Here is a 20,105-nt window from a genome sequence, read left to right on the forward strand (position 1 = left end):
CACTGAACCTGTAGGAGTGAGCCTGCTCGCGATGGCGTCAGGTAAGTCGATAATTTGTTGACAGACCCACCGCTATCGCGAGCAGGCTCACTCCTACAATGATCTCGGGTGTGAACACCGCTGAACCTGTGGGAGCTGGCTTGCCAGCGATGGGGGCGACTCGGTCTCAGCGCAACTGGAACCAGGTGGTTTTCAGTTGGGTGTATTTGTCGAACGAATGCAGCGACAGATCGCGACCAAACCCCGATTGCTTGCCACCGCCAAACGGCACGGTCACATCCAGTGCATCAACGGTGTTCACCGACACCGTACCCGCACGCAACTGCCGCGCCACGCGATGCGCGCGGTTGAGGTCATCGGTCCACAGCGAGGCCGCCAGTCCGTATACGCTGTCATTGGCCAGCCTTACCGCCTCTTCCTCGCTGTCGAACGGCACTACCGCCAATACCGGGCCAAATACCTCTTCGCGAAACAGCGGCATATCGGCTGTCACACCGGTAAAAATCGTCGGCTCAATAAAATTGTCCGACCCATTAATTCGCCGCCGCTGCCCGCCACAAACCCGCGTAGCGCCCGACTGCTCGGCACTGCGGATAAAACCCATGATGCTCGCCGTCTGCTGGCTATCAACAATCGCCCCCGCGCTGCTCTGCGGATCCAGCGGATCGCCCGGCAACCAGCGTTCAGCCTGCGCTTTCAGCCGTTCAACAAACTCATCATGAATCGAACGCTCCACCAGCAACCGCGAGTTGGCCGAGCAAACTTCGCCCTGATTGAAGAAGATCCCGAACGCGGCTTTTTCCGCTGCCAGATCCAGATCCTGGCAATCGGCGAACACCAGATTGGCGCTCTTGCCGCCGCATTCCAGCCACACCTGCTTGAGGTTCGACTGCGCGGAATATTCCATGAAATATTTGCCGACCTGGGTCGAGCCGGTGAACACCAGACAATCGACATCCGCATGCAAACCCAACGCCTTGCCCGTTTGTTCGCCAAGCCCCGGCAATACGTTCAGCACACCCGGCGGCAGCCCTGCCTCTAGCGCCAGCTCGGCCAGACGCAACGCCGAAAACGGTGACTGCTCGGCGGGTTTGAGGATCACTGAGTTGCCTGCCGCCAGCGCTGGCGCGAGCTTCCACGCAGCCATGTCCAACGGAAAATTCCACGGCACCACCGCCGCAACCACACCGAGCGCTTCGCGAGTAATCGTCGCCAGTACATTCGGCGCACTCGGCGCGACTTGATCGTAGAGCTTGTCGATCGCTTCGGCGTACCAACGGAACACGCCGGCAGCGCCGGGCACGTCGATGTTGTAGGCGTCCATCACCGGTTTGCCCATGTTCAGCGAATCAAGCAAGGCCAGTTCTTCGCGATGGGTCATCAACAGATCGGCCAGGCGCAGCAGCACTTGCTTGCGTTCGGCAGGTGCGCGTTGCGACCAGATGCCCGCCTCGAATACCTGTCGCGCGTTACGCACGGCGACGTCGACATCCGCCTCGCCACACGCGGCGACGTTGGCCAGACATTGCCCGGTCGCCGGGTTGATCGCAGCGAAGGTCTGCCCCGATTGCGCGGCGCAGTGTTGGCCGTCGATCACGGCTTGATCGGGAAACTTCAATGCAACGGCGCGGCGCTGCCACTCTGCAAGCTCGAACACGACGGATGCTCCTGAGACGTTATTGTGAATCGATGGTCGCTCAGGCCCGCACGGGCTAAAAATAGTAAAAATGTCTTCGCAGGCAATAAAAACACTGGGCAAGGACTTCCCCCAAATACTGCGCAGGTGGCTATGGTTGGTGGATAAAAACATCGTCGTGCAACGGACGTGGCGGCGCACAAATTGCTTTGAAGTCGAGTCCGCTCGTCCTGAGGTTTGCCGTGGCCGCCTACAATTTGCGTCAGCTGAAATACTTCATCACCACCGTCGAATGCGGCAGCGTTGCCGAAGCCTCGCGCAAGCTGTACATCGCGCAACCGGCGATCTCCACCGCGATCAAAGGCCTGGAAGACAGCTTCGGCGTGCAACTACTGATCCGTCATCACGCCCAAGGTGTGTCACTGACACCCAGCGGTGCGCGTTTTTTCCGCAAGGCTCAAGAACTGCTGCGCATGGCCAAGGAGTTCGAACAGAACGCGCTGGCTGACAACGACGTGGTCGCCGGGCAAATCGACATTGGTTGTTTCGAAACGGTCGCGCCGTTGTATTTGCCGCAGTTGATCGCGGGGTTCTCGGCGCTGTATCCGGGGGTGAAAATCCGCATCCGCGATGGTGAACAGCAAGAGCTCGTGCAAGGGCTGACGTCGGGCACGTTTGATCTGGTCATCCTCTATGAACACGAACTCGACGCGACGATTCAGACTGAGCCACTGATGCCGGCGCAACGGCCATATGCGCTGTTGCCGGCGGATCACCGTTTCGCCCAGTACAAGCAGGTTTCGCTAAGGGATTTGTGCCTGGATCCGATGATTCTGCTCGATGTGCAGCCGAGCCGGACTTACTTTGTCAGCCTGTTTGAAGAGCTGGGCCTGACCCCGCGTATCGAATTCAGCTCGCCGTCGATCGAGATGGTCCGCGGGATGGTCGGCCAAGGGTTCGGCTTTTCGATTCTGGTGACCAAACCGCATTCGGAATGCACCTACGACGGCAAGAAAGTCGTGTGCGTGGACATCGTTGAAGACGTCACCGGTTCAGGCCTGGTGGCGGCGTGGCTCAAGCGCGGGCAATTGACCAAACCGGCGCAGTTGTTCGCCGATTATTGCCGCGAGCAATTAACCGCAAAGACACACCCTTGACAGCCAAAGATCGCAGCCTTCGGCAGCTCCTACAGGATTGGAGTCGGCCATAAGATAACGCTGCGCCTCCGATCTACTGTAGGAGCTGCCGAAGGCTGCGATCTTTTGACCTTCACGTACCGCGCGGTTTAGCCCGCGCAGTAGCCTCGGCCACCAATGGATCATCCGGCCAGTAATGCTTCGGATACCGTCCCTTCAAATCCTTCTTCACCTCGGCATAGGTGCTGCGCCAGAAGTTGGCCAGATCCTGCGTCACCTGCACCGGCCGCCGCGCTGGCGACAGCAGATGCAACTTGACCACCTGCCGCCCACCGGCGATTCGTGGCGTATCGGCCAGCCCGAACAGTTCCTGCAAACGCACCGCAAGAATCGGCGGAAACTCGCTGTAATCGAGGCGGATCGACGACCCCGACGGCACGCTCAGATGATGCGGCGCCAGCTCATCGAGCTTCTGCGGCAGCGGCCACGGCAGCAGATTACGGACGATGCTCGACAGATCCAGATTGGCAAAGTGACTGAGCCGCGAGACCTTCCCCAGATAGGGCATCAGCCAATCTTCGAGGGTGCTGAGCAACGTTGCATCGCTGACGTCCGGCCACTGACTGTCGTTCTGATTAGTCAGATCAAGCTGTCGCAACAGCGCCACCCGCGCCTGCCACTGACGCAGTTCCGGCGTCCACGGCAACAGCTCCAGACCTTTGCGTCGCACCAGATTGACCAGCGCCTGACTGCGCGCATTTTCGTCGAGACCGGTCAACGGCTCGCGGCTGAGAATCAGCTCGCCGACCTTGCGCTGACGCTCGGCGCGCAGCACGCCTTCGCGCTCATCCCAGTCGAGTTGATCGACGTTGCGCACCTGTTCGGCGAGCACCGAATCGAACAGCGCCGGATCGAAATCCGCCGCCAGATAAATTCGCTCTTCACGCTGGCCCTGACGGCTGCCGAGGTCGGCGATGACGATCCACGGCTCTTTCATCAAGCTGTCGGCTTCGGCGAACAGCGCCGCGCGACCGTTGGCCAGACGATATTCCGCGCCGCCAGCACGCCGCTGTTGCGCGACACGATCCGGATACGCCAGTGCCAGCAAGGCACCGAGCCAGCGCGGATGATCGGGATCGCTGACCGGCTCGCTGGCCTTGCCGCGCAAATATCCGCGATATTGCCGCGCCAATTGCCGGGCGCGTTGCACCCCGCCCTGCGCACCACGGGCGGCGCGTTCTTCACCGGACAGCAGCACCAGCCGACTGTGCAAATCCGCCCCGGCGCCACGCAAGATATCGCGCTCGCCGAGCAACGCAGCGACGTCGCACGCCATGTTCGCCAAGCCCAGCGCCTGACCTCGCAGCAATAAATGACCGATGCGCGGATGCGCCGGCAATTCAGCCATGGCCTGACCGTGAGTCGTCAGCGCCTCGCCTTCCAGCGCGCCAAGTCGCTGCAACAAATCCTGCGCCTGGGCATAAGCCGCCGCTGGCGGAACATCCAGCCAGACCAGTTCGCCCGGCGTCACGCCCCAGCGCCCCAGTTGCAGCGCGAGGCTGGCGAGATCCGCCGAAAGAATTTCCGCACTGCCATAAGCGGCGAGTTGTTCGTGCTGATCCTGCGACCACAAGCGATAACAAACACCCGGCTCCAGTCGCCCTGCCCGGCCCGCGCGCTGGGTGGCGCTGGCCTTGGAAATCCGCTGAGTATCTAGACGCGTCATGCCGCTGCCGGGATCGAAACGCGGCACCCGCGCCAGACCGGCGTCGATTACCACGCGCACGCCGTTGATGGTCAGACTGGTCTCGGCGATGTTGGTCGCCAGCACCACTTTGCGCTGACCGGCCGGCGCCGGATCGATCGCCGTGCGTTGCGCATTGAGGTCGAGTTCGCCGTGCAACGGGCAGAGCAACACGTCGCTACGTTCACCAATCGCATCGGCCAGTTGTTGATGGACGCGACGGATTTCCGCCTGACCCGGCAGGAACACCAAGACGCTGCCGGTTTCATCGTGCAGCGCTTCGAGCACGGTTTGCGTGACCCGCTGATCAATGTATTCGCCGGGCTGAAACGGTCGGCCCCAGCGCATCGTCACCGGATACATCCGCCCTTCGCTGCGCAGGATCGGTGCGTCGTCGAGCAACCCGGCCAGACGTTCGCCTTCGAGCGTGGCCGACATCAGCAGAATCTTCAGCGGCTGTTCAGCTCGAAACAGCTCGCGACCGTTCAGACTTAAAGCCAGCGCCAGATCGGCGTCGAGGCTGCGTTCATGGAATTCATCGAAGATCAGCAGACCCACGCCTTCCAGCGCCGGGTCGTCCTGCAAGCGCCGGGTGAGAATGCCTTCGGTGACCACTTCGATACGTGTGTTGGGGCCGACCTTGCTGTCGAGGCGGATGCGATAACCGACGGTTTCACCGACCTTCTCACCCAGCTCGCTGGCCAGACGTTCCGCCGCCGCACGCGCGGCCAGACGGCGCGGTTCAAGCATCAGAATGGTCTGCCCGGCCAGCCAGGTTTCATTGAGCAAGGCCAAGGGCACGCGCGTGGTTTTACCGGCGCCGGGCGGTGCTTCGAGCACCGCTTCGTGGCGTGTCGCGAGGGCTTCACGCAGGGCGGGTAAAACATCGTCGATCGGCAAAGAATTCATGCTGGCTCCCAAACAGAGGGCCGAGTATAACGGCGAACTGCAAGGCGTTCGTCAGGGTCTTAACTTCACACGACGACGCTTCGTTCTTAGATCAATCAGGAGATTTTCCCATGCGCTTACCTTTTCGCCTGATCGGCGGTGTACTGGTCGCCACCCTGCTCACGCAAATCACGGCGTGCGGTTCGATTTTCTACCCGGACCGTCGCGGTCAGATCGACGGCAAAGTCGACCCGGCGATTGCCGTGCTGGATGCCGTGGGCCTGCTGTTCTACATCATCCCCGGCCTGATCGCGTTTGCCGTCGACTTCGCCACTGGCGCGATCTACTTCGAACCGGGCCACACCGCGCAGATCGATCCGGCCAAGCTCAAGCAAGCCATCGGCCCGGACGGTCAGGTCGATAATCACAAGCTGCAGGCTATTCTCGAAAGCGAGCTGGGCAAGGATTTCCCACTGGATGATCCGCGCCTGATTCAACACAAGGGCAGCACCCAGCAACTGGCCATGTTCGGCCTGCAACCTGCCGCCTAAAAAGGAAGTTCAATGACATCCAGCCCCGAACACGCTCGCCTGCTACGGCTGGCGACCCGCGCCTCGGTGGCGGTCGCCTGCACGCTGATCGTCGCCAAAGCCATCGCCTGGTGGCTGAGCGGTTCGGTGAGCATGCTCGCCGGCCTCACCGACTCGGCGCTGGATGGCATCACCTCGATGCTCAATCTGCTGGCAGTGCATTACGCGCTGCGCCCGGCGGATGACGATCATCGCTATGGCCACGGCAAAGCGGAATCCCTGGCCGGCATGGCGCAAGCGTTGTTCATTGGTGGCAGTGCGCTGTTGATCGCGTTCCAGGCGTACGAGCGACTGCATGATCCGCAACCGCTGGGCGCGCCGTGGCTTAGCATCGGTGTGATCGTGTTCTCGCTGGTGCTGACGGCGGCGTTGCTGGTGTTGCAGCATCGGGTGATCAGGCAAACCGGCTCCAACGCCGTGCGCGCGGATTCGCTGCACTATCGCTCGGACATGTTGCTCAACGGCAGCATTCTGATTGCGCTGATCTTGGCCGGGTTCGGCTTCGATCAACTGGATGCGTGGTTCGGTCTGGGGATTGCTGCGTACATTCTGTGGAGTGCAATCCAGATCGCCCGGGAAAGTTTTTCGGTGTTGATGGATGAAGAACTGCCGGCGGACGTCAGTCAGCACATGCTCGAACTGGCCTGCAGCGTGCCGGGGGTGTTGGGCGCGCATGACTTGCGCACGCGGATCTCCGGCAACCACTGGTTCGTGCAGTTGCACCTGGAATTGCCGGGAGAGTTGACGCTGTCAGTGGCCCACGGCATCAGCGATCAAGCCGCCGATGCCATCCACCAAGCCTACCCGCGCGCCGAAGTGCTGGTGCACGCCGACCCGATAAAAGCAGCTACAAGCCGCGAGCCGCAAGCTTCAAACTTGTAGCTCGAAACTTGCAACTCGCAGCTGCTTCTATCTGACCTGATAACCGCGACTGCTCAGGCAATTGCCCTGAGCCTGACGGTACGCCTGAACCACTTCGGGCGCCGGTTGATAGGTCGCGGTGCGCGGGTCGAAACCGCTTTGCTGCACGGCGTACTGGTAGCACTGGTAACCGTCCTGCTGCACTTGCTCCGGCGACTGGCCGTTGGCCGGATACGCTTCGACGTCATAACCCTGGGATTGCGGCTGCGGTTGTTGCTGCACCGGCGGCTCGACGACCACGTAATCCTGGGTCGCTTCCTGATAGGCGTAATAGGAACCGGCGGCGAGAAACAGCAGCGAACCCCCGATCCACACTTCACGGGCGTAGTCCGGCAGGTACTGGGTGCGAATCCCGCGTGGCGGCTGCACGACGATGTAGCGCGGGCCTTGGGGGCGATACCAGTAGCCGCCGGAATAGAAGTAATCCTGGCCGCGATACGGCACGCGATAGTCGCGATCCGGGAAGCGGTCGATCACATGCCCCGGCCGATATTGCGGGCCCGGACCCCAGCCATTGCCGTGCCCGTCCGGGCGTCCCGGCCAACGATTGTCGTTAGGTCGATTGTTGGTTTGCCAGTGCTGGTTGTTGTAGCCGTTCTGCGGACGCTCATCGCGGTAGTAACCCTGACGCGGCTCCTGAGTCTGGCGCACGGCGTCGGGTCGAGGCTGGATCGGCAGGCTGTTGGCCGGCAGTTGCGGCGGCGGTGGCGGCTGGCGCACCGGGTTGGGGTTGTACGCCGGGCGATTCTGATCGCGGTTCTGCCATTGGCCATTATTGTTGCCGTTGTGCTCGAACTGACGACTGTTGTCGCCACGAATGATGTCGTTGTTTTGCGGACGTGGCTGATTCTGCTGCGGCTGATTATTCTGCGGGCGCGGCTGATTATTGCCGCCGCCATGCCCCTGATTATTGCCCTGATGATCCGGGCCGCGGCCACCGCCATCCGGCCCTCGATTCTGCGGCTCGTCGGCAAGCGCTTGCGCGCTGACGCTCACACACAGCAAACCAACACCGGCCAGACGCCAAATGCGCGACTTCATGCTTTTTCTCACTGCGGGGCCTGTAAATGTAAGAGGACTTTTCACTAAGACCGGGAATACACACACCGGGTTCTGCAACAGGTTATCAGTCGCGCAACTTATTTATTGAGCGCCCGGCATGAAATCGCAGGCAAGAAAAAAGGGAGACCCGTCGGCCTCCCTTCTAGAGAACTTCGTCCTGGCTCGACGCTTTTGACGTCGGCTCACCTCACGCCGTCTTCTGGACAGTGTGCAGCTCGGGGGCCGGCACAACCCCGGTGGGGGTGGCGGCCGCGGCAGGCCGGATAGGGCGGGCCGCGTGGACTGTGTTACCGAGCAGTGATTCTGGTGATAAGAATAGGCCTGAGGCCGCGACAGATGATTGCGAAGATTGCTGAAATAAACACCACTTGCGCAATTTTTAACCCTGGATAGATAATCCGCCGCAATAGTTACAACCAAGGACAGACTGATGAGCAAACTCGACCGTTACGACCTGAGTATTTTGGCGGAATTGCAGCGCGACGCCCGCATCTCCAACCAGGAGTTGGCCGAGCGCATCGGTCTGTCGCCCTCCCCGTGCTCGCGCCGGGTCAAGCAATTGGAAGACGACGGTTATATCTCGCGCCAGGTCGCTTTGCTCGATCGCAAGATGCTCGGGCTGAGCCTGACGGCGTATGTGCTGATCGGCATGGACCGCCACACGCCAGAGCGTTTCGAGAATTTCGAAGCGGCGATTCGCACGCTGCCGCAGGTGCTGGAGTGCAGTCTGGTGACCGGTGTGGATGCCGATTACCAGTTGAAAGTGGTGGTGCCAGACATGGATCACTATCAGAAGCTGTTGCTGGGGCATCTCACCCGGATTGAAGGCGTGACCAGCGTTCGGTCGAGTTTTGTGCTGAATCAGGTGCTCAACAGTACCGAACTGCCCCTCACCCACCTGCGCAACTGATACCGCCCCCTGTAGGAGCTGCCGAAGGCTGCGATCTTTTGATCTTGCTTTAAAAAGATCAAAAGATCGCAGCCTTCGGCAGCTCCTACATTGGGATGAGGGTTGCAGACCAATAACCGCGGCACACCGACGCAGGTCAATGCCCCACCCTCAGCCCTTGGCGTATACTCGCCGCGCCCTTTTAGCCGCGCCCATGCCGGAGAAACCCAATGGATCCAGCCGTATTTGAAGAGTGGATGATGACCGGTCTGGTCAGCATCCTGATCATTTTCATGGGTTTCATCGTCTGGGATCTGGCGAAGAAGTCCAAGGCCGGGCGCTTTGGCTCGTTCATTCTGTTCTTCGTGCTGGGCTTGGGCGTGGCCGCGTTCATCATCAAGAGCGTGGTGATCGCCCTGATCGAGTCCGGCACTTTATAAGCGCGCCGGCACTTCCTTCCACTGGCCCTGATCGAGCCCGTCGATCGTCCAGTCTCCAATCCTGACCCGCACCAGCCGCAACGTCGGCAGCCCGACGGCCGCCGTCATGCGCCGCACCTGACGGTTGCGCCCTTCGCGAATCACCAGTTCCAGCCATGAAGTCGGTATGGTCGCGCGAAAGCGTACCGGCGGATTGCGCGGCCACAACTCGGGCTCATCCAGTTGCCGCGCTTCAGCGGGCAAGGTCATGCCGTCATTCAGCTCGACGCCATCACGCAGCCGCTGCAACTGCTCGCCCGTCGGCACGCCCTCAACTTGTACCCAGTAGGTCTTCGCCAGTTTGTGCTTCGGATCAGCGATGCGCGCCTGCAACTGTCCATCATTGGTCAGCAGCAACAAACCTTCGCTGTCGCGATCAAGACGTCCGGCCGGATAAATGCCAGGCACATCAATGTAATCCTTGAGCGTCGCCCGCCCTTCGCCGTCGCTGAATTGCGTCAGCACATCGAAAGGTTTGTTGAACAGAATCAGCTTCGGCTCGGCCGGGGGTGCCTTGGCAACACGGCGTGGCGAAGAGGACTGAGGCTTCACGCCTGGGCGGCGGGAAGGTGGACGCGGGGGACGGGACATGGCGAAAAGAACATCTAACGGTCGGGGCTGACAATGCTAGTGCCCCGACCGCCAAATGACCACGACTAACCGTTAACGGAACGGCGGTTCGTCGAAGCTGCGCAGTTTGCGCGAGTGCAGCGAGTTGAGTTCAGTGCGCAGCAGATCGACCGCTTCGATGCCGATCTTCAAGTGCTGGCTGACTGCACGCTCATAGAAAGCGTTGGCCGAACCCGGTAGCTTGATTTCACTGTGCAGCGGTTTGTCGGAAACGCAGAGCAACGTGCCGTACGGCACGCGCAGACGATAACCCTGCGCGGCAATCGTGCCGCTTTCCATGTCCACCGCGACGGCACGGGACAGGTTGATCAGTGGCCGCTCCTGGGCCCAACGCAGCTCCCAGTTACGATCGTCGTAGGTCAGCACGGTGCCGGTGCGCAGACGTTTTTTCAGATCGTCGCCCTTCTCGCCAGTGACATTCGCCGCTGCCTGTTGCAGCGCCAGTTGCACTTCGGCCAGTGCCGGAATCGGAATGTTCGGCGGCACCACGCGGTCGAGAATGCCGTCGCGACGCATGTAAGCGTGGGCCAGCACATAGTCGCCAATGGTCTGCGACTGACGCAGGCCACCGCAGTGACCGATCATCAGCCAGCAATGCGGACGCAGCACGGCCAAGTGGTCGGTGATGTTCTTGGCGTTGGACGGGCCGACGCCGATATTGACCAATGTCACGCCGTGGCCATCGTTGGCGATCAGGTGATACGCCGGCATCTGATAACGGTGCCAGACCACACCGGCGGCAATCGCCGACGCTTCGCCGTGATCCATGCCCTTCTCGATGATCACATTGCCCGGCAGGACCATGCGCACGAAACGCGGATCGCTGCGCAACTGCTCCAGACCATGAACGATGAACTGGTCGACGTAGCGGTGATAGTTGGTCAGCAGAATCCACGGCTGCACATGGCGCCAGTCGCTGCCGGTGTAGTGCACCAGACGACGCAGCGAGAAATCCACGCGCGCGGCGTCGAACAACGCCAGCGGCAGCGGATCGGTGTTTTCCCAATCGTAGAGACCGTCGGCGATGCCATCGGTGGCGGCGGACAGGTCGGTACTCGGGAACACCCGCGCCAGCACGGCAGCGGTGACGCCTGAGCCGGCCAGTTCATCGCCCTGCTCAACCACATACGGATACGGAATGTTTTGCTGGCTGACGCCGACTTCCACAGTCACGGTGAAGTCGTGCATCAACGGCACAAGTTGCTCGAGCAGGTATTTGCGGAACGCCGCCGGGTGGGTGACGGTGACGCTGTAAGTGCCCGGCAGCTGCACCTTGGCGTAGGCGCGGGTGGTTTGCGGGACTTCGCCCTGGCAGTGATAGGTCAGACGCAGTTCGGGATAACGAAACAGAGCACGCTGCGCAGCGTCGGGTTCGACGCGATCCTTGAGGTAACGCTTGAGCGCCGAGTTCAGCGCAGTGGTGGCCCGCTCATGCAGCTCGGCCAGACGATCCACGGCTTGTTCGGCGGTTTGAACAACAATAAACGCTTCGGTCACGATCAGCTTCCTGTGTTCTGACTTGCAGAGCTTCATCTTGCCTGCATCGTGGCGCGACGGGAACAGTGGCATGTTGGCAACCGCACAATATGTCAGTCACCGATGAACCCCTGTGGGAGCTAGCCCTGCTAGCGATTGCGGTGTGTCAGTCGACAAAAGTGCTGACTGACGGTACGCAATCGCTAGCAGGGCTAGCTCCCACAGGGGATAGGCGTGAGGTTTCAGAAACCTTGCGGGGTCGAGCGGGCGACGAGGGCTTCGATATCCAGGCCTCGCGGCAAAGCACCGTAGACGCGGCCACCACCGCTCAGGCGGCTGGCAATGAAAGCATCACTGACCACCGAGTTCCCTGCCTCCAGAAGAAGCTTGGCCTGCAAACCGAGCGCGATGTCTTCGGTCAGTTGCCGCGCCCGATACTGAATGTCGCTCGTATCCTTGAACTGCGCCTGCAGCTGTTGAATATGCGCGGCCAGCCGCTTATCGCCATGGCCGTCGCCCAACTCGCTGAACAACACATCCAGCACACCCGGTTCTTTCGACAACGCGCGGAGCACGTCGAGACACTGCACATTCCCCGAGCCTTCCCACGTCGAGTTCACCGGTGCCTCGCGGTACAGACGCGGCAGAATGCTGTCCTCGACATACCCGGCGCCGCCCATGCATTCCGCCGCTTCGTTGATCATTCCCGGCGCGCGTTTGCAGATCCAGTATTTGCCCACCGCCGTCACCAGCCGCGCAAATTGCGCTTCGTGGCGATCATCCAGATGATCCAGCGCCTTGCCCATGCGCAAACTCAGAGCCAGCGCGGCTTCACTTTCCAGGGCCAGATCGGCCAGCACGTTCTGCATCAACGGCTGTTCGCTGAGCAGCTTGCCACCGACCTTGCGGTGCGCGCAGTGGTGGCTGGCCTGGGTCAACGCCTGACGCATTAGCGCACTGGAACCGACCATGCAATCGAAGCGAGTCATCGCGACCATTTCGATAATGGTCGGCACACCGCGCCCTTCTTCACCGACCATCCACGCCAGCGCACCACGGAATTCCACTTCACTGGAAGCGTTGGACTGGTTGCCGAGTTTGTTTTTCAGACGCTGGATATAGAACTGATTGCGCGTATCGTCCGGGCGATGGCGTGGTAGCAGAAAGCAGCTCAAGCCCTTGTCGGTCTGCGCCAGCGTGAGGAACGCGTCGCACATTGGCGCGGAGCAGAACCACTTGTGCCCGACCAACTCGTAGGCCTGACCCGGACCGCTGGCGCCGACCGGATAGGCCTTCGTGGTGTTGGCGCGCACGTCGGTGCCGCCCTGCTTCTCGGTCATCGCCATGCCAATAGTGACGCCAGCCTTGTGCGCCATGCCGACGTTGCGCGGATCGTATTGAGTGGCGAGGACTTTCGGCAGCCATTGCTCGGCGAGATTCGCCTGCAAACGCAGGGCCGGTACGCTGGCGAAGGTCATGGTCAACGGGCATCCGCTGCCCGCCTCGGCCTGACTGTGCAGATACGTCATAGCGGCGCGGGCGACGTGGGCACCGTCCTGAGGATGCGACCATGGCAATGAAGTCAGACCATGCTCGATCGCCGTGCGCATCAGTTCGTGATAGGCGGGGTGAAACTCCACCAAATCAATTCGATGACCGTAGCGGTCATGGCTGGCGAACGTGGGTTTGTTCTGATTGGCGAGGAACCCGGCTTCCATCAGCGGCCCGCCGGCGAGCGCGCCGTAGGCATCGATGCGCGACTCGGCCCATCCCGCACCAAAACGCCGCGACCACTCCTGCAAAGGCAGGTCGATGCGGTACAGGTTGGTGCCGTCCAGCGAAGGCGGCTGGTTGGTGACTTCGTGGGTTTCGGCGAACTGATGCAGGTTCATGACGGGCTCCTTTGCGCAACCAAGGAACTCAGTTAAGCACCGCCCCGCAACCGCTCAAAGTGTCATACCCGCCGAATTGGCGGCGCTTTTACCCTCTCAGCAGCACAGCACCCGACGCTCCAGCGCCAACTGCAAATCCTCGAATTTCACCGGTTTGTTCAGATAATCGACCGGCGCGCCCGTGGCACAGAGCTCGCGGTCGGCACTCAGCGCAAGCATGAACACTGGCAGATTGGCGCAGCCCGGCAATGCATGAATCTGGCAGCACAATGACGCGCCATCGTGTGCCGGCAGTTGGCAGTCGACCAGCACCGCATCGAAGGCTTCACGCTGCAGGCAATCCAAAGCAGCCGCGCCGTTATCGGCAGTGCGCACGCGGAAACCGAGCTTGAGCAACATGCCGCGCATCACCAGTTGATTGACGCTGTTGTCGTCCACCAGCAACACCGTGCAGTCTTGTGCGCAACGCAGGTGATCGCGCGCAGGCGCGGAGACGGGCGCCGCTTCGACCACCGGCAGTTCAAACTCGACATCCAGCTGAAAACGGCTGCCGCGTCCCGGTTCCGAGCGGTGGGTGAGCTTGCCGTCGAGCAACTCGACCAACTGTCGGCAGATCGCCAGGCCAACACCCAGCCCGCCATACTCGCGGGTCATCGAACCGTCGAGCTGGAAGAAGCGCTGATACATGGTTGCCTCACCCAGATCGGTAAAACCGATGCCGGTGTCGATCACCGCAAACGACAACGCCAGACGATTGCCCGTCGACGGTTTGCCGGTGACCCGCAGCGCCAGCCCGCCGACACGGGTGAACTTGATCGCGTTATCCAGCAGGCATTCCAGGCATTGCGCGAGTTTGGCGCTGTCGCCGTGCAAGCGGTCCGGCAGAGTCGGCAGCACATCGACCTTGAAGTCCAGCGACTTGCTCGCCGCGTTGCCATCGAACTGCACGCGCAATGCCTCAATCACCGCGCGCAAACTGAAACTGCCCGGCGAAGCCTTGAGTTTGCCGGCCTGCAGTTCGGTGAGGGTGAGGATACCGTTGACCATGCGCATCATGTCCCGCGCGGAACCGGCGGCGGTCTGTTGGTATTGCTCCAACTCAGGATCCATCTCGACGGTCTGCATCAGTTCCAGCGAACCGATCACACCGTTCATCGGCGTGCGCAGTTCGTGGGTCAGGGTCGCGAGAAATTCGTCCTTGAGCTTGTTGCTGTGGGCCAGTTGCTGGTTGAGCACTTCGAGTTTCTGCCCGGCGTCGTACAGGGTCTGCGCCTGTTGCTCGCGCATCGCATTGATACGGTCGGCCAGCGCCAGCGACAGCAGCGCCACTTCGATGGCCGAGCCGATCTGGCTGGCGTACATGGTCAGGAACACGTTCGGCAGCAAACCGAGCACCATCAGCGTGTTGACGATGCCGCCGAGCAGGAAAGCCGACCAGGCAATGATGAAGTATCGCGCCACGCGCAAACCGCGCCACCAAGCCAGAATCCCGGCGGCAAAAATCACCACGGTGAAGGTCAGCGCCAGCGTCGTCGCCAGGCGCAGGGCCAGCGCGTAGCTGGTCATCAGCGACAGACCGATGACCAGCGCACCGAATGCAATCAGGCCGATCAACAAGCGGTCGAGCCAGCGGCTGTGGTTTTTGGTCTGCAGAAAGCTGCGGGCGAACTGGCTGCCGAACAGACCCGCACAACCGATGAAAAACGGCGTCGCGGCGTTGGCCCACCAAGGATTGTTCGGCCAGAAGTACTCGACCGCCGCACCGTTCACCGACAGTTGATAAAGACCGAACGAGGCGATGTAGAAGATGTAATAGAGGTAGCTGGTGTCGCGCACGCTGAGGTAGATGAACAGGTTGTAGACCACCATCCCCAGCAACACGCCATAAATGATGCCGAGCACATACAGGCGCACCGGCTGGTCTTCGAGGTACGCGGTGCTCGACCACAACGTCACCGGCGCCTGGATCGAGCCTTCGCTGGCCAGTCGCAGGTACACGGTTTGTTGCTGATCCGGCTCGAAGGCGAGGTCGAACAGATAGTTGTTCTGGCGAATTTCGCGGCTGGCGAATGGCAAGGCGTCGCCTGTCTGGCGGACGAGGCGATAGTCGCCACTGGCATCGGGCAGGTACAGGTCGAGATGATCGAGCGGCGGATACGCCAGCTCCAGTAGCCAGGTGCGCTGGGCAGCGGGATTGCTCGGGCGATAATGCAGGTCGATCTTCAGCCAGAACGCCGAGCGCGAGTAACCGGCATTGAGCGTGGCTTTATCGTGGGCTTTGAAATTGCCGGCAGCGGCTTGCGCGCGAACGTCGGCAATGCTCGCCTGACCGCTCGGGTCTTCGAACACTTGCAGCGATCGGCCCAAAGGCAGGCTCTGGGTGAATTCGTCGAATTCGACGGCGCTCGCCATGAGGGGCAAGCAGAACAGCAACATCAGCAGATAGCGCATTGAAGCCCCAGCGTGGCTCGTCCGGTTGTGTCAGGAAGCCCCCCATTCCCTTTGAGTAGACGTAAAACCGGTATTACCTGTTATTGGTTTGGATCCAGACTAGCATAGCCGTTGATGGCCATTGAGCACCATTGAAATTTTTCCTACAAAGGCTCTAGAACGGGCGTTCCAGAGCAAAGCAGCGAGCTAGAGCTGTTGGATTGGTCAGGTTGCATCGCTGCACGAAAAATCACTGACCGGGTTATCGACCCAGCACGACGGGACTGAACCCCAGAATCAGCTTTGGTGGTAAGCTCGCGCACCATGAATATCTACAGCTCTCGCCCCGTTGTCCTCTGTCTCTCCGGCCACGACCCAAGTGGTGGCGCCGGCTTGCAGGCAGATATCGAAGCCCTGCTCGCGCAGGGTTGCCATGCGGCTCCGGCCGTCACCGCCCTGACCGTGCAAGACACTGTCAACGTCACTGACTTCCGCGTCCTCGACCGTGAGTGGGTATTGGCCCAGGCCAATGCCGTGCTTAACGATTCCGAAGTCGCCGCGGTCAAACTGGGCATGCTCGGTTCGCTGGAGATGGTCGACACCGTTGTCGAACTGCTCTCGGCGCACCCGCACTTGCCGGTGGTCTGCGACCCGGTGCTGCGCGCCGGCGGCGGCGGACGGCTGGGCAAGGACGAGGTCGGCTTTGCGATGCGCGAGCGTCTGCTGCCGCTGTCGATCATTGCCACCCCTAACCTCCCTGAAGCGCGCATCCTCGCCGAACTGCCCGAAGGCACCGCGGACGAGTGCGCGGAAAAACTCCTGCCGTTCGTCAAAAACCTGCTGATCACCGGCGGCCACGGCGACGAAACTGAAATCCACAACCGCGTATACAGCCGCGACGGCCTGCGCGAAACCTTTATCTGCCAGCGTCTGCCGGGCAGCTATCACGGTTCCGGTTGCACCTTGGCCAGCGCGTTGGCTGGGCGATTGGCTCAGGGCGAGCACCTGGCCAGCGCCGTGCGCAGTGCTTTGGATTACACCTGGCGCACTCTGCGCGATGCCGAACAACTGGGCAAAGGCCAGTTCGTTCCACGTCGCCTGCCGCTGGATTTCTGCTCGTAACGTCGTGAGGTCTGCCCGATGAAACTACGTGGCCTGTATGCCATTACCGACAGCACCTTGCTGGCCGGCAAGTTTCTGTCTTACGTGGAGGCGGCGCTGGAAGGCGGCGTCACCCTGCTGCAATACCGCGACAAGAGCAGCGACGAGGCCCGCCGCTTGCGCGAGGCCGAAACGCTGCGCGATCTGTGCGAGCGCTACAAGACGCAGTTGATCATCAACGATGACGCCGAACTGGCCGCGCGCCTTAATGTCGGCGTACACCTGGGGCAGACCGATGGCCCGCTGTCGCCGACCCGTGCCCTGCTCGGTTCGAAAGCGATCATCGGTTCGACCTGCCACGCGCAAATTGCGCTGGCCGAACAAGCCGCCAAAGAAGGCGCGAGTTACGTCGCCTTCGGCCGCTTCTTCAATTCCAACACCAAACCCGGTGCACCCGCTTGCAGCCTCGATCTGCTCGACGATGCCAAGCGCACCCTGCACCTGCCGATCTGCGCGATTGGCGGCATCACCCTCGACAACGCCGCGCCGCTGGTGGCCCACGGGGTCGACTTGCTCGCCGTGGTTCACGGTCTGTTCAGTGCTGAAAGCACCGCCGAAGTGACCCGCCGCGCCCGCGCATTCAACGAATTGTTCAAATCCTGAAGATTGAGAGCCCGATCATGTCTCGTTCCGAAACCCTGTTTGCCAACGCTCAGAAACACATTCCCGGTGGCGTGAACTCGCCAGTCCGCGCGTTCAAGAGCGTTGGTGGCACCCCGCTGTTCTTCAAACACGCTGAAGGCGCTTACGTCACTGACGAAGACGACAAGCGTTATGTCGATTACGTTGGCTCGTGGGGCCCGATGATCCTCGGCCACAGCCACCCGGACGTACTCGACGCGGTGCGCAATCAGTTGCAGCACGGTCTGTCGTACGGCGCGCCGACCGCGATGGAAACCGAGATGGCCGATCTGGTCTGCTCGCTGGTGCCATCAATGGACATGGTGCGCATGGTCAGTTCCGGCACCGAAGCGACCATGAGCGCGATCCGTCTGGCCCGTGGTTACACCGGTCGTGACAGCATCATCAAATTCGAAGGCTGCTACCACGGTCACTCCGACAGCCTGCTGGTCAAGGCCGGTTCCGGCGCGCTGACCCAAGGTGTACCGAGCTCGGCCGGCGTGCCGGCGGCCTTCGCCAAACACACCCTGACCCTGCCGTTCAACGACATCGACGCGGTTGAGCAGATGCTCGCTGAAGTGGGCCAGGACGTGGCGTGCATCATCGTTGAGCCGGTTGCCGGCAACATGAACTGCGTGCCACCGGCGCCAGGTTTCCTCGAAGGCCTGCGTTCGCTGTGCGACAAACATGGTGTGGTGCTGATTTTCGACGAAGTGATGACCGGTTTCCGCGTCGCCCTCGGCGGTGCTCAGGCGTACTACGGGGTCAATCCTGACCTGACTACTTTCGGCAAGATCATCGGTGGCGGCATGCCGGTCGGCTGCTTCGGCGGCAAGCGTGAAATCATGGAACGCATTGCGCCGCTGGGCCCGGTGTATCAGGCCGGCACGTTGTCGGGTAACCCGTTGGCCATGGCCGCCGGCTTGACCACCCTGCGTCTGATCAGCCGTCCGGGTTTCCACGCCGAGCTGACCGACTACACCACGCGCCTGCTCGACGGCCTGCAACAGCGCGCCGATGCTGCTGGCATTCCGTTCGTGACCACGCAGGCTGGCGGCATGTTCGGTCTGTACTTCAGCGGCGCCGACGACATCGTCACCTTTGAAGACGTGATGGCCAGCGACGCTGCACTGTTCGGGCGCTTCTTCCACCTGATGCTGGAAGGTGGCGTTTATCTGGCACCGAGCGCCTTCGAAGCCGGTTTCACCTCGATCGCCCACGGCGAAGCCGAGTTGCAACTGACGCTGGACGCTGCCGAGCGCGCCTTCGCGGCACTGAAGTAATCGCCGTACCGCTGACGTTGGCTATCGCCAGCGTCAGCATTCACCTACATCCCCACGGTTTTTCCCACGCGCTGCCAAAAAACTTGCCTAAAGTGGGCGATATATTCCCCGCGCAGCAGAAAAACGAGTAAAGACTTTGTAAGGTTGGCCCTGCTTATTTCATAATGCGCGCTTATTGGATCCCTCGATGGGTCCGCGTGCCCTTCAGAGGTAAGTCGATTCCCATGAACCGCACCGGCCGCACCCTTGCCTTGGGCTGCCTGTTGCTCCTTCAGCCCCTGCTCGCGCATGCACAAGCAGGCGGCAACTCGTTGTTGATCCCGGCGATGGGTCGTTGCACCCTCAATACTCAGCCGCAAGACGTCACGCAGGCACTGGCCGCCTGCCAGAAAGCGGCGGACGAAGGGGATGCGCAAGCGCAATACGAGTTGGGTGAGTTCTACTACGACGGCAAGAATGCGCCGCGCGACCTCAATCAAGCCTTGAGCTACTTCGAAAAAGCCTCGTTGCAAGGCCACGCTCAGGCGCAATTCAAGCTCGGCACCATGTTTTTCCACGGTGAAGGCGTGCAGGCCAACAACATTCAGGCGTACATCGTGCTGAAGATGGCCGCGGTCAACGGCGCTGAAGATGCGCTGGACACCGCCGACGAAGTCTCCGAAAAAATGTCCCGCGAAGATCTTGAGACCGCCACCCAGGTGCTCGGGCAGATTTTCCGTAAATACCTGATGGAACTGCAGAGCGCCGATGGGCGTACGCCGTTCTCGCCTCTTCCCTGATCAGCGATAGTTCCCACGCTCTGCGTGGGAACTATCGATCCAGATTCGGTTTTACTTCTCAGGCATCGGCACCGGAAACGGCATCACATTGCCGACCGCGCCACGGGCTTCGCTGATTTTCGGGGTGCCCAGACGCTCAACCTCGTCGATGCGCACGATCGAATGCATCGGCACAAAGCTGCGCACCACGCCTTCGAATTGCGCCTTGAGCTTTTCTTCGCTCGGGTCGACGACCACTTGCGTGCGCTCGCCAAAGACGAACTCTTCCACTTCCAGAAAGCCCCACAGATCACTTTGATAGATCTGCTTGGCGTACATTTCGAACACCTGGCCCTGGTTGAGGAAAATCACCTTATAGATTGGAGCTTCGCGTTTGGTCATGGCGGGGGGATAACGTCGGGGATAAAAATGAGGGCGCAAACTATAGCATAGCCACCGGACGCGCAGCGGTAGGAACCTGAGGGCTTGTTCCCTATAATGCGCGGTTC

General features: G+C 61.1%; 17 protein-coding genes. 9 read left to right on the forward strand and 8 right to left on the reverse strand.

What is annotated here, in order from left to right; translation table 11 throughout:
• Positions 1–166: 166 nt before the first annotated feature.
• The gene (locus AC3Y64_RS24410; RefSeq protein WP_489985526.1) at positions 167–1,657 is read right to left on the reverse strand and encodes an aldehyde dehydrogenase; all 1,491 of its coding nucleotides are present in this window, start codon (positions 1,655–1,657) and stop codon (positions 167–169) included.
• A gap of 221 nt (positions 1,658–1,878) precedes the next feature.
• Here AC3Y64_RS24410 and AC3Y64_RS24415 point away from each other — a divergent pair, with 221 nt between their 5' ends.
• Positions 1,879–2,793, forward strand: a complete 915-nt coding sequence (locus tag AC3Y64_RS24415) for a LysR family transcriptional regulator (protein ID WP_489985527.1) — start codon at positions 1,879–1,881, stop codon at positions 2,791–2,793.
• 112 nt (positions 2,794–2,905) lie between these two features.
• On the opposite strand, the gene hrpB is transcribed toward AC3Y64_RS24415, so the two are convergent.
• The gene (gene hrpB, locus AC3Y64_RS24420; RefSeq protein WP_489985528.1) at positions 2,906–5,425 is read right to left on the reverse strand and encodes an ATP-dependent helicase HrpB; all 2,520 of its coding nucleotides are present in this window, start codon (positions 5,423–5,425) and stop codon (positions 2,906–2,908) included.
• Between the two features lie 110 nt (positions 5,426–5,535).
• Here hrpB and AC3Y64_RS24425 point away from each other — a divergent pair, with 110 nt between their 5' ends.
• Positions 5,536–5,955 carry a hypothetical protein gene (locus tag AC3Y64_RS24425; protein ID WP_008081098.1) on the forward strand — a complete coding sequence of 140 codons (420 nt, stop codon included), beginning with the start codon at positions 5,536–5,538 and terminating at the stop codon, positions 5,953–5,955.
• Positions 5,956–5,967: 12 nt separating this feature from the next.
• Positions 5,968–6,876 (forward strand): cation diffusion facilitator family transporter, encoded by a 909-nt coding sequence (locus AC3Y64_RS24430; RefSeq protein ID WP_489985529.1) that lies wholly within the window; start codon positions 5,968–5,970, stop codon positions 6,874–6,876.
• Between the two features lie 27 nt (positions 6,877–6,903).
• Here AC3Y64_RS24430 and AC3Y64_RS24435 read toward each other — a convergent pair whose 3' ends face one another.
• A complete protein-coding gene (locus AC3Y64_RS24435) occupies positions 6,904–7,956 on the reverse strand; it encodes a DUF6515 family protein (protein ID WP_489985530.1) in 1,053 nt (350 codons plus the stop codon).
• A gap of 451 nt (positions 7,957–8,407) precedes the next feature.
• On the opposite strand from AC3Y64_RS24435, the gene AC3Y64_RS24440 reads away from it, so the two are divergent.
• Complete coding sequence (locus tag AC3Y64_RS24440) at positions 8,408–8,887, forward strand: Lrp/AsnC family transcriptional regulator (protein WP_008081091.1); 480 nt, start codon at positions 8,408–8,410, stop codon at positions 8,885–8,887.
• A gap of 209 nt (positions 8,888–9,096) precedes the next feature.
• Entirely contained in the window at positions 9,097–9,306 is a 210-nt protein-coding gene (locus tag AC3Y64_RS24445) for a DUF2788 domain-containing protein (RefSeq protein WP_122592715.1), read from the forward strand.
• Here AC3Y64_RS24445 and AC3Y64_RS24450 read toward each other — a convergent pair.
• From AC3Y64_RS24450 to AC3Y64_RS24465, 4 genes are all read right to left on the reverse strand, one after another.
• On the reverse strand, positions 9,301–9,936 hold the full coding sequence (locus AC3Y64_RS24450) for a pseudouridine synthase (protein WP_489985531.1): 636 nt from the start codon (positions 9,934–9,936) through the stop codon (positions 9,301–9,303). The two genes, AC3Y64_RS24445 and AC3Y64_RS24450, sit on opposite strands and share 6 nt — an antisense overlap.
• Positions 9,937–10,008: 72 nt before the next feature.
• Entirely contained in the window at positions 10,009–11,508 is a 1,500-nt protein-coding gene (gene amn / locus AC3Y64_RS24455; protein ID WP_489988029.1) for an AMP nucleosidase, read from the reverse strand.
• A 185-nt stretch (positions 11,509–11,693) separates the two neighbouring features.
• The gene (locus AC3Y64_RS24460) at positions 11,694–13,343 is read right to left on the reverse strand and encodes an acyl-CoA dehydrogenase family protein (RefSeq protein ID WP_489985532.1); all 1,650 of its coding nucleotides are present in this window, start codon (positions 13,341–13,343) and stop codon (positions 11,694–11,696) included.
• 96 nt (positions 13,344–13,439) lie between these two features.
• Positions 13,440–15,794 carry a 7TM diverse intracellular signaling domain-containing protein gene (locus tag AC3Y64_RS24465; RefSeq protein ID WP_489985533.1) on the reverse strand — a complete coding sequence of 785 codons (2,355 nt, stop codon included), beginning with the start codon at positions 15,792–15,794 and terminating at the stop codon, positions 13,440–13,442.
• 303 nt (positions 15,795–16,097) lie between these two features.
• Here AC3Y64_RS24465 and AC3Y64_RS24470 point away from each other — a divergent pair, with 303 nt between their 5' ends.
• The 4 genes from AC3Y64_RS24470 to AC3Y64_RS24485 all read left to right on the forward strand — a co-directional run bounded on the left by AC3Y64_RS24470 (position 16,098) and on the right by AC3Y64_RS24485 (position 19,617).
• Positions 16,098–16,895: a hydroxymethylpyrimidine/phosphomethylpyrimidine kinase gene (locus tag AC3Y64_RS24470; protein WP_489985534.1), complete on the forward strand. Its 798-nt coding sequence runs from the start codon at positions 16,098–16,100 to the stop codon at positions 16,893–16,895.
• An 18-nt stretch (positions 16,896–16,913) separates the two neighbouring features.
• On the forward strand, positions 16,914–17,537 hold the full coding sequence (gene thiE / locus AC3Y64_RS24475; protein WP_489985535.1) for a thiamine phosphate synthase: 624 nt from the start codon (positions 16,914–16,916) through the stop codon (positions 17,535–17,537).
• A gap of 17 nt (positions 17,538–17,554) precedes the next feature.
• The gene (gene hemL, locus AC3Y64_RS24480) at positions 17,555–18,838 is read left to right on the forward strand and encodes a glutamate-1-semialdehyde 2,1-aminomutase (RefSeq protein ID WP_489985536.1); all 1,284 of its coding nucleotides are present in this window, start codon (positions 17,555–17,557) and stop codon (positions 18,836–18,838) included.
• A 224-nt stretch (positions 18,839–19,062) separates the two neighbouring features.
• Entirely contained in the window at positions 19,063–19,617 is a 555-nt protein-coding gene (locus tag AC3Y64_RS24485; protein ID WP_003228518.1) for a tetratricopeptide repeat protein, read from the forward strand.
• Between the two features lie 51 nt (positions 19,618–19,668).
• On the opposite strand, the gene AC3Y64_RS24490 is transcribed toward AC3Y64_RS24485, so the two are convergent.
• Positions 19,669–19,998, reverse strand: a complete 330-nt coding sequence (locus tag AC3Y64_RS24490) for a DUF1820 family protein (RefSeq protein WP_077045543.1) — start codon at positions 19,996–19,998, stop codon at positions 19,669–19,671.
• Between the last annotated feature and the right edge of the window lie 107 nt (positions 19,999–20,105).

This window comes from Pseudomonas sp. 4CAES_32.4 (assembly GCF_058136335.1).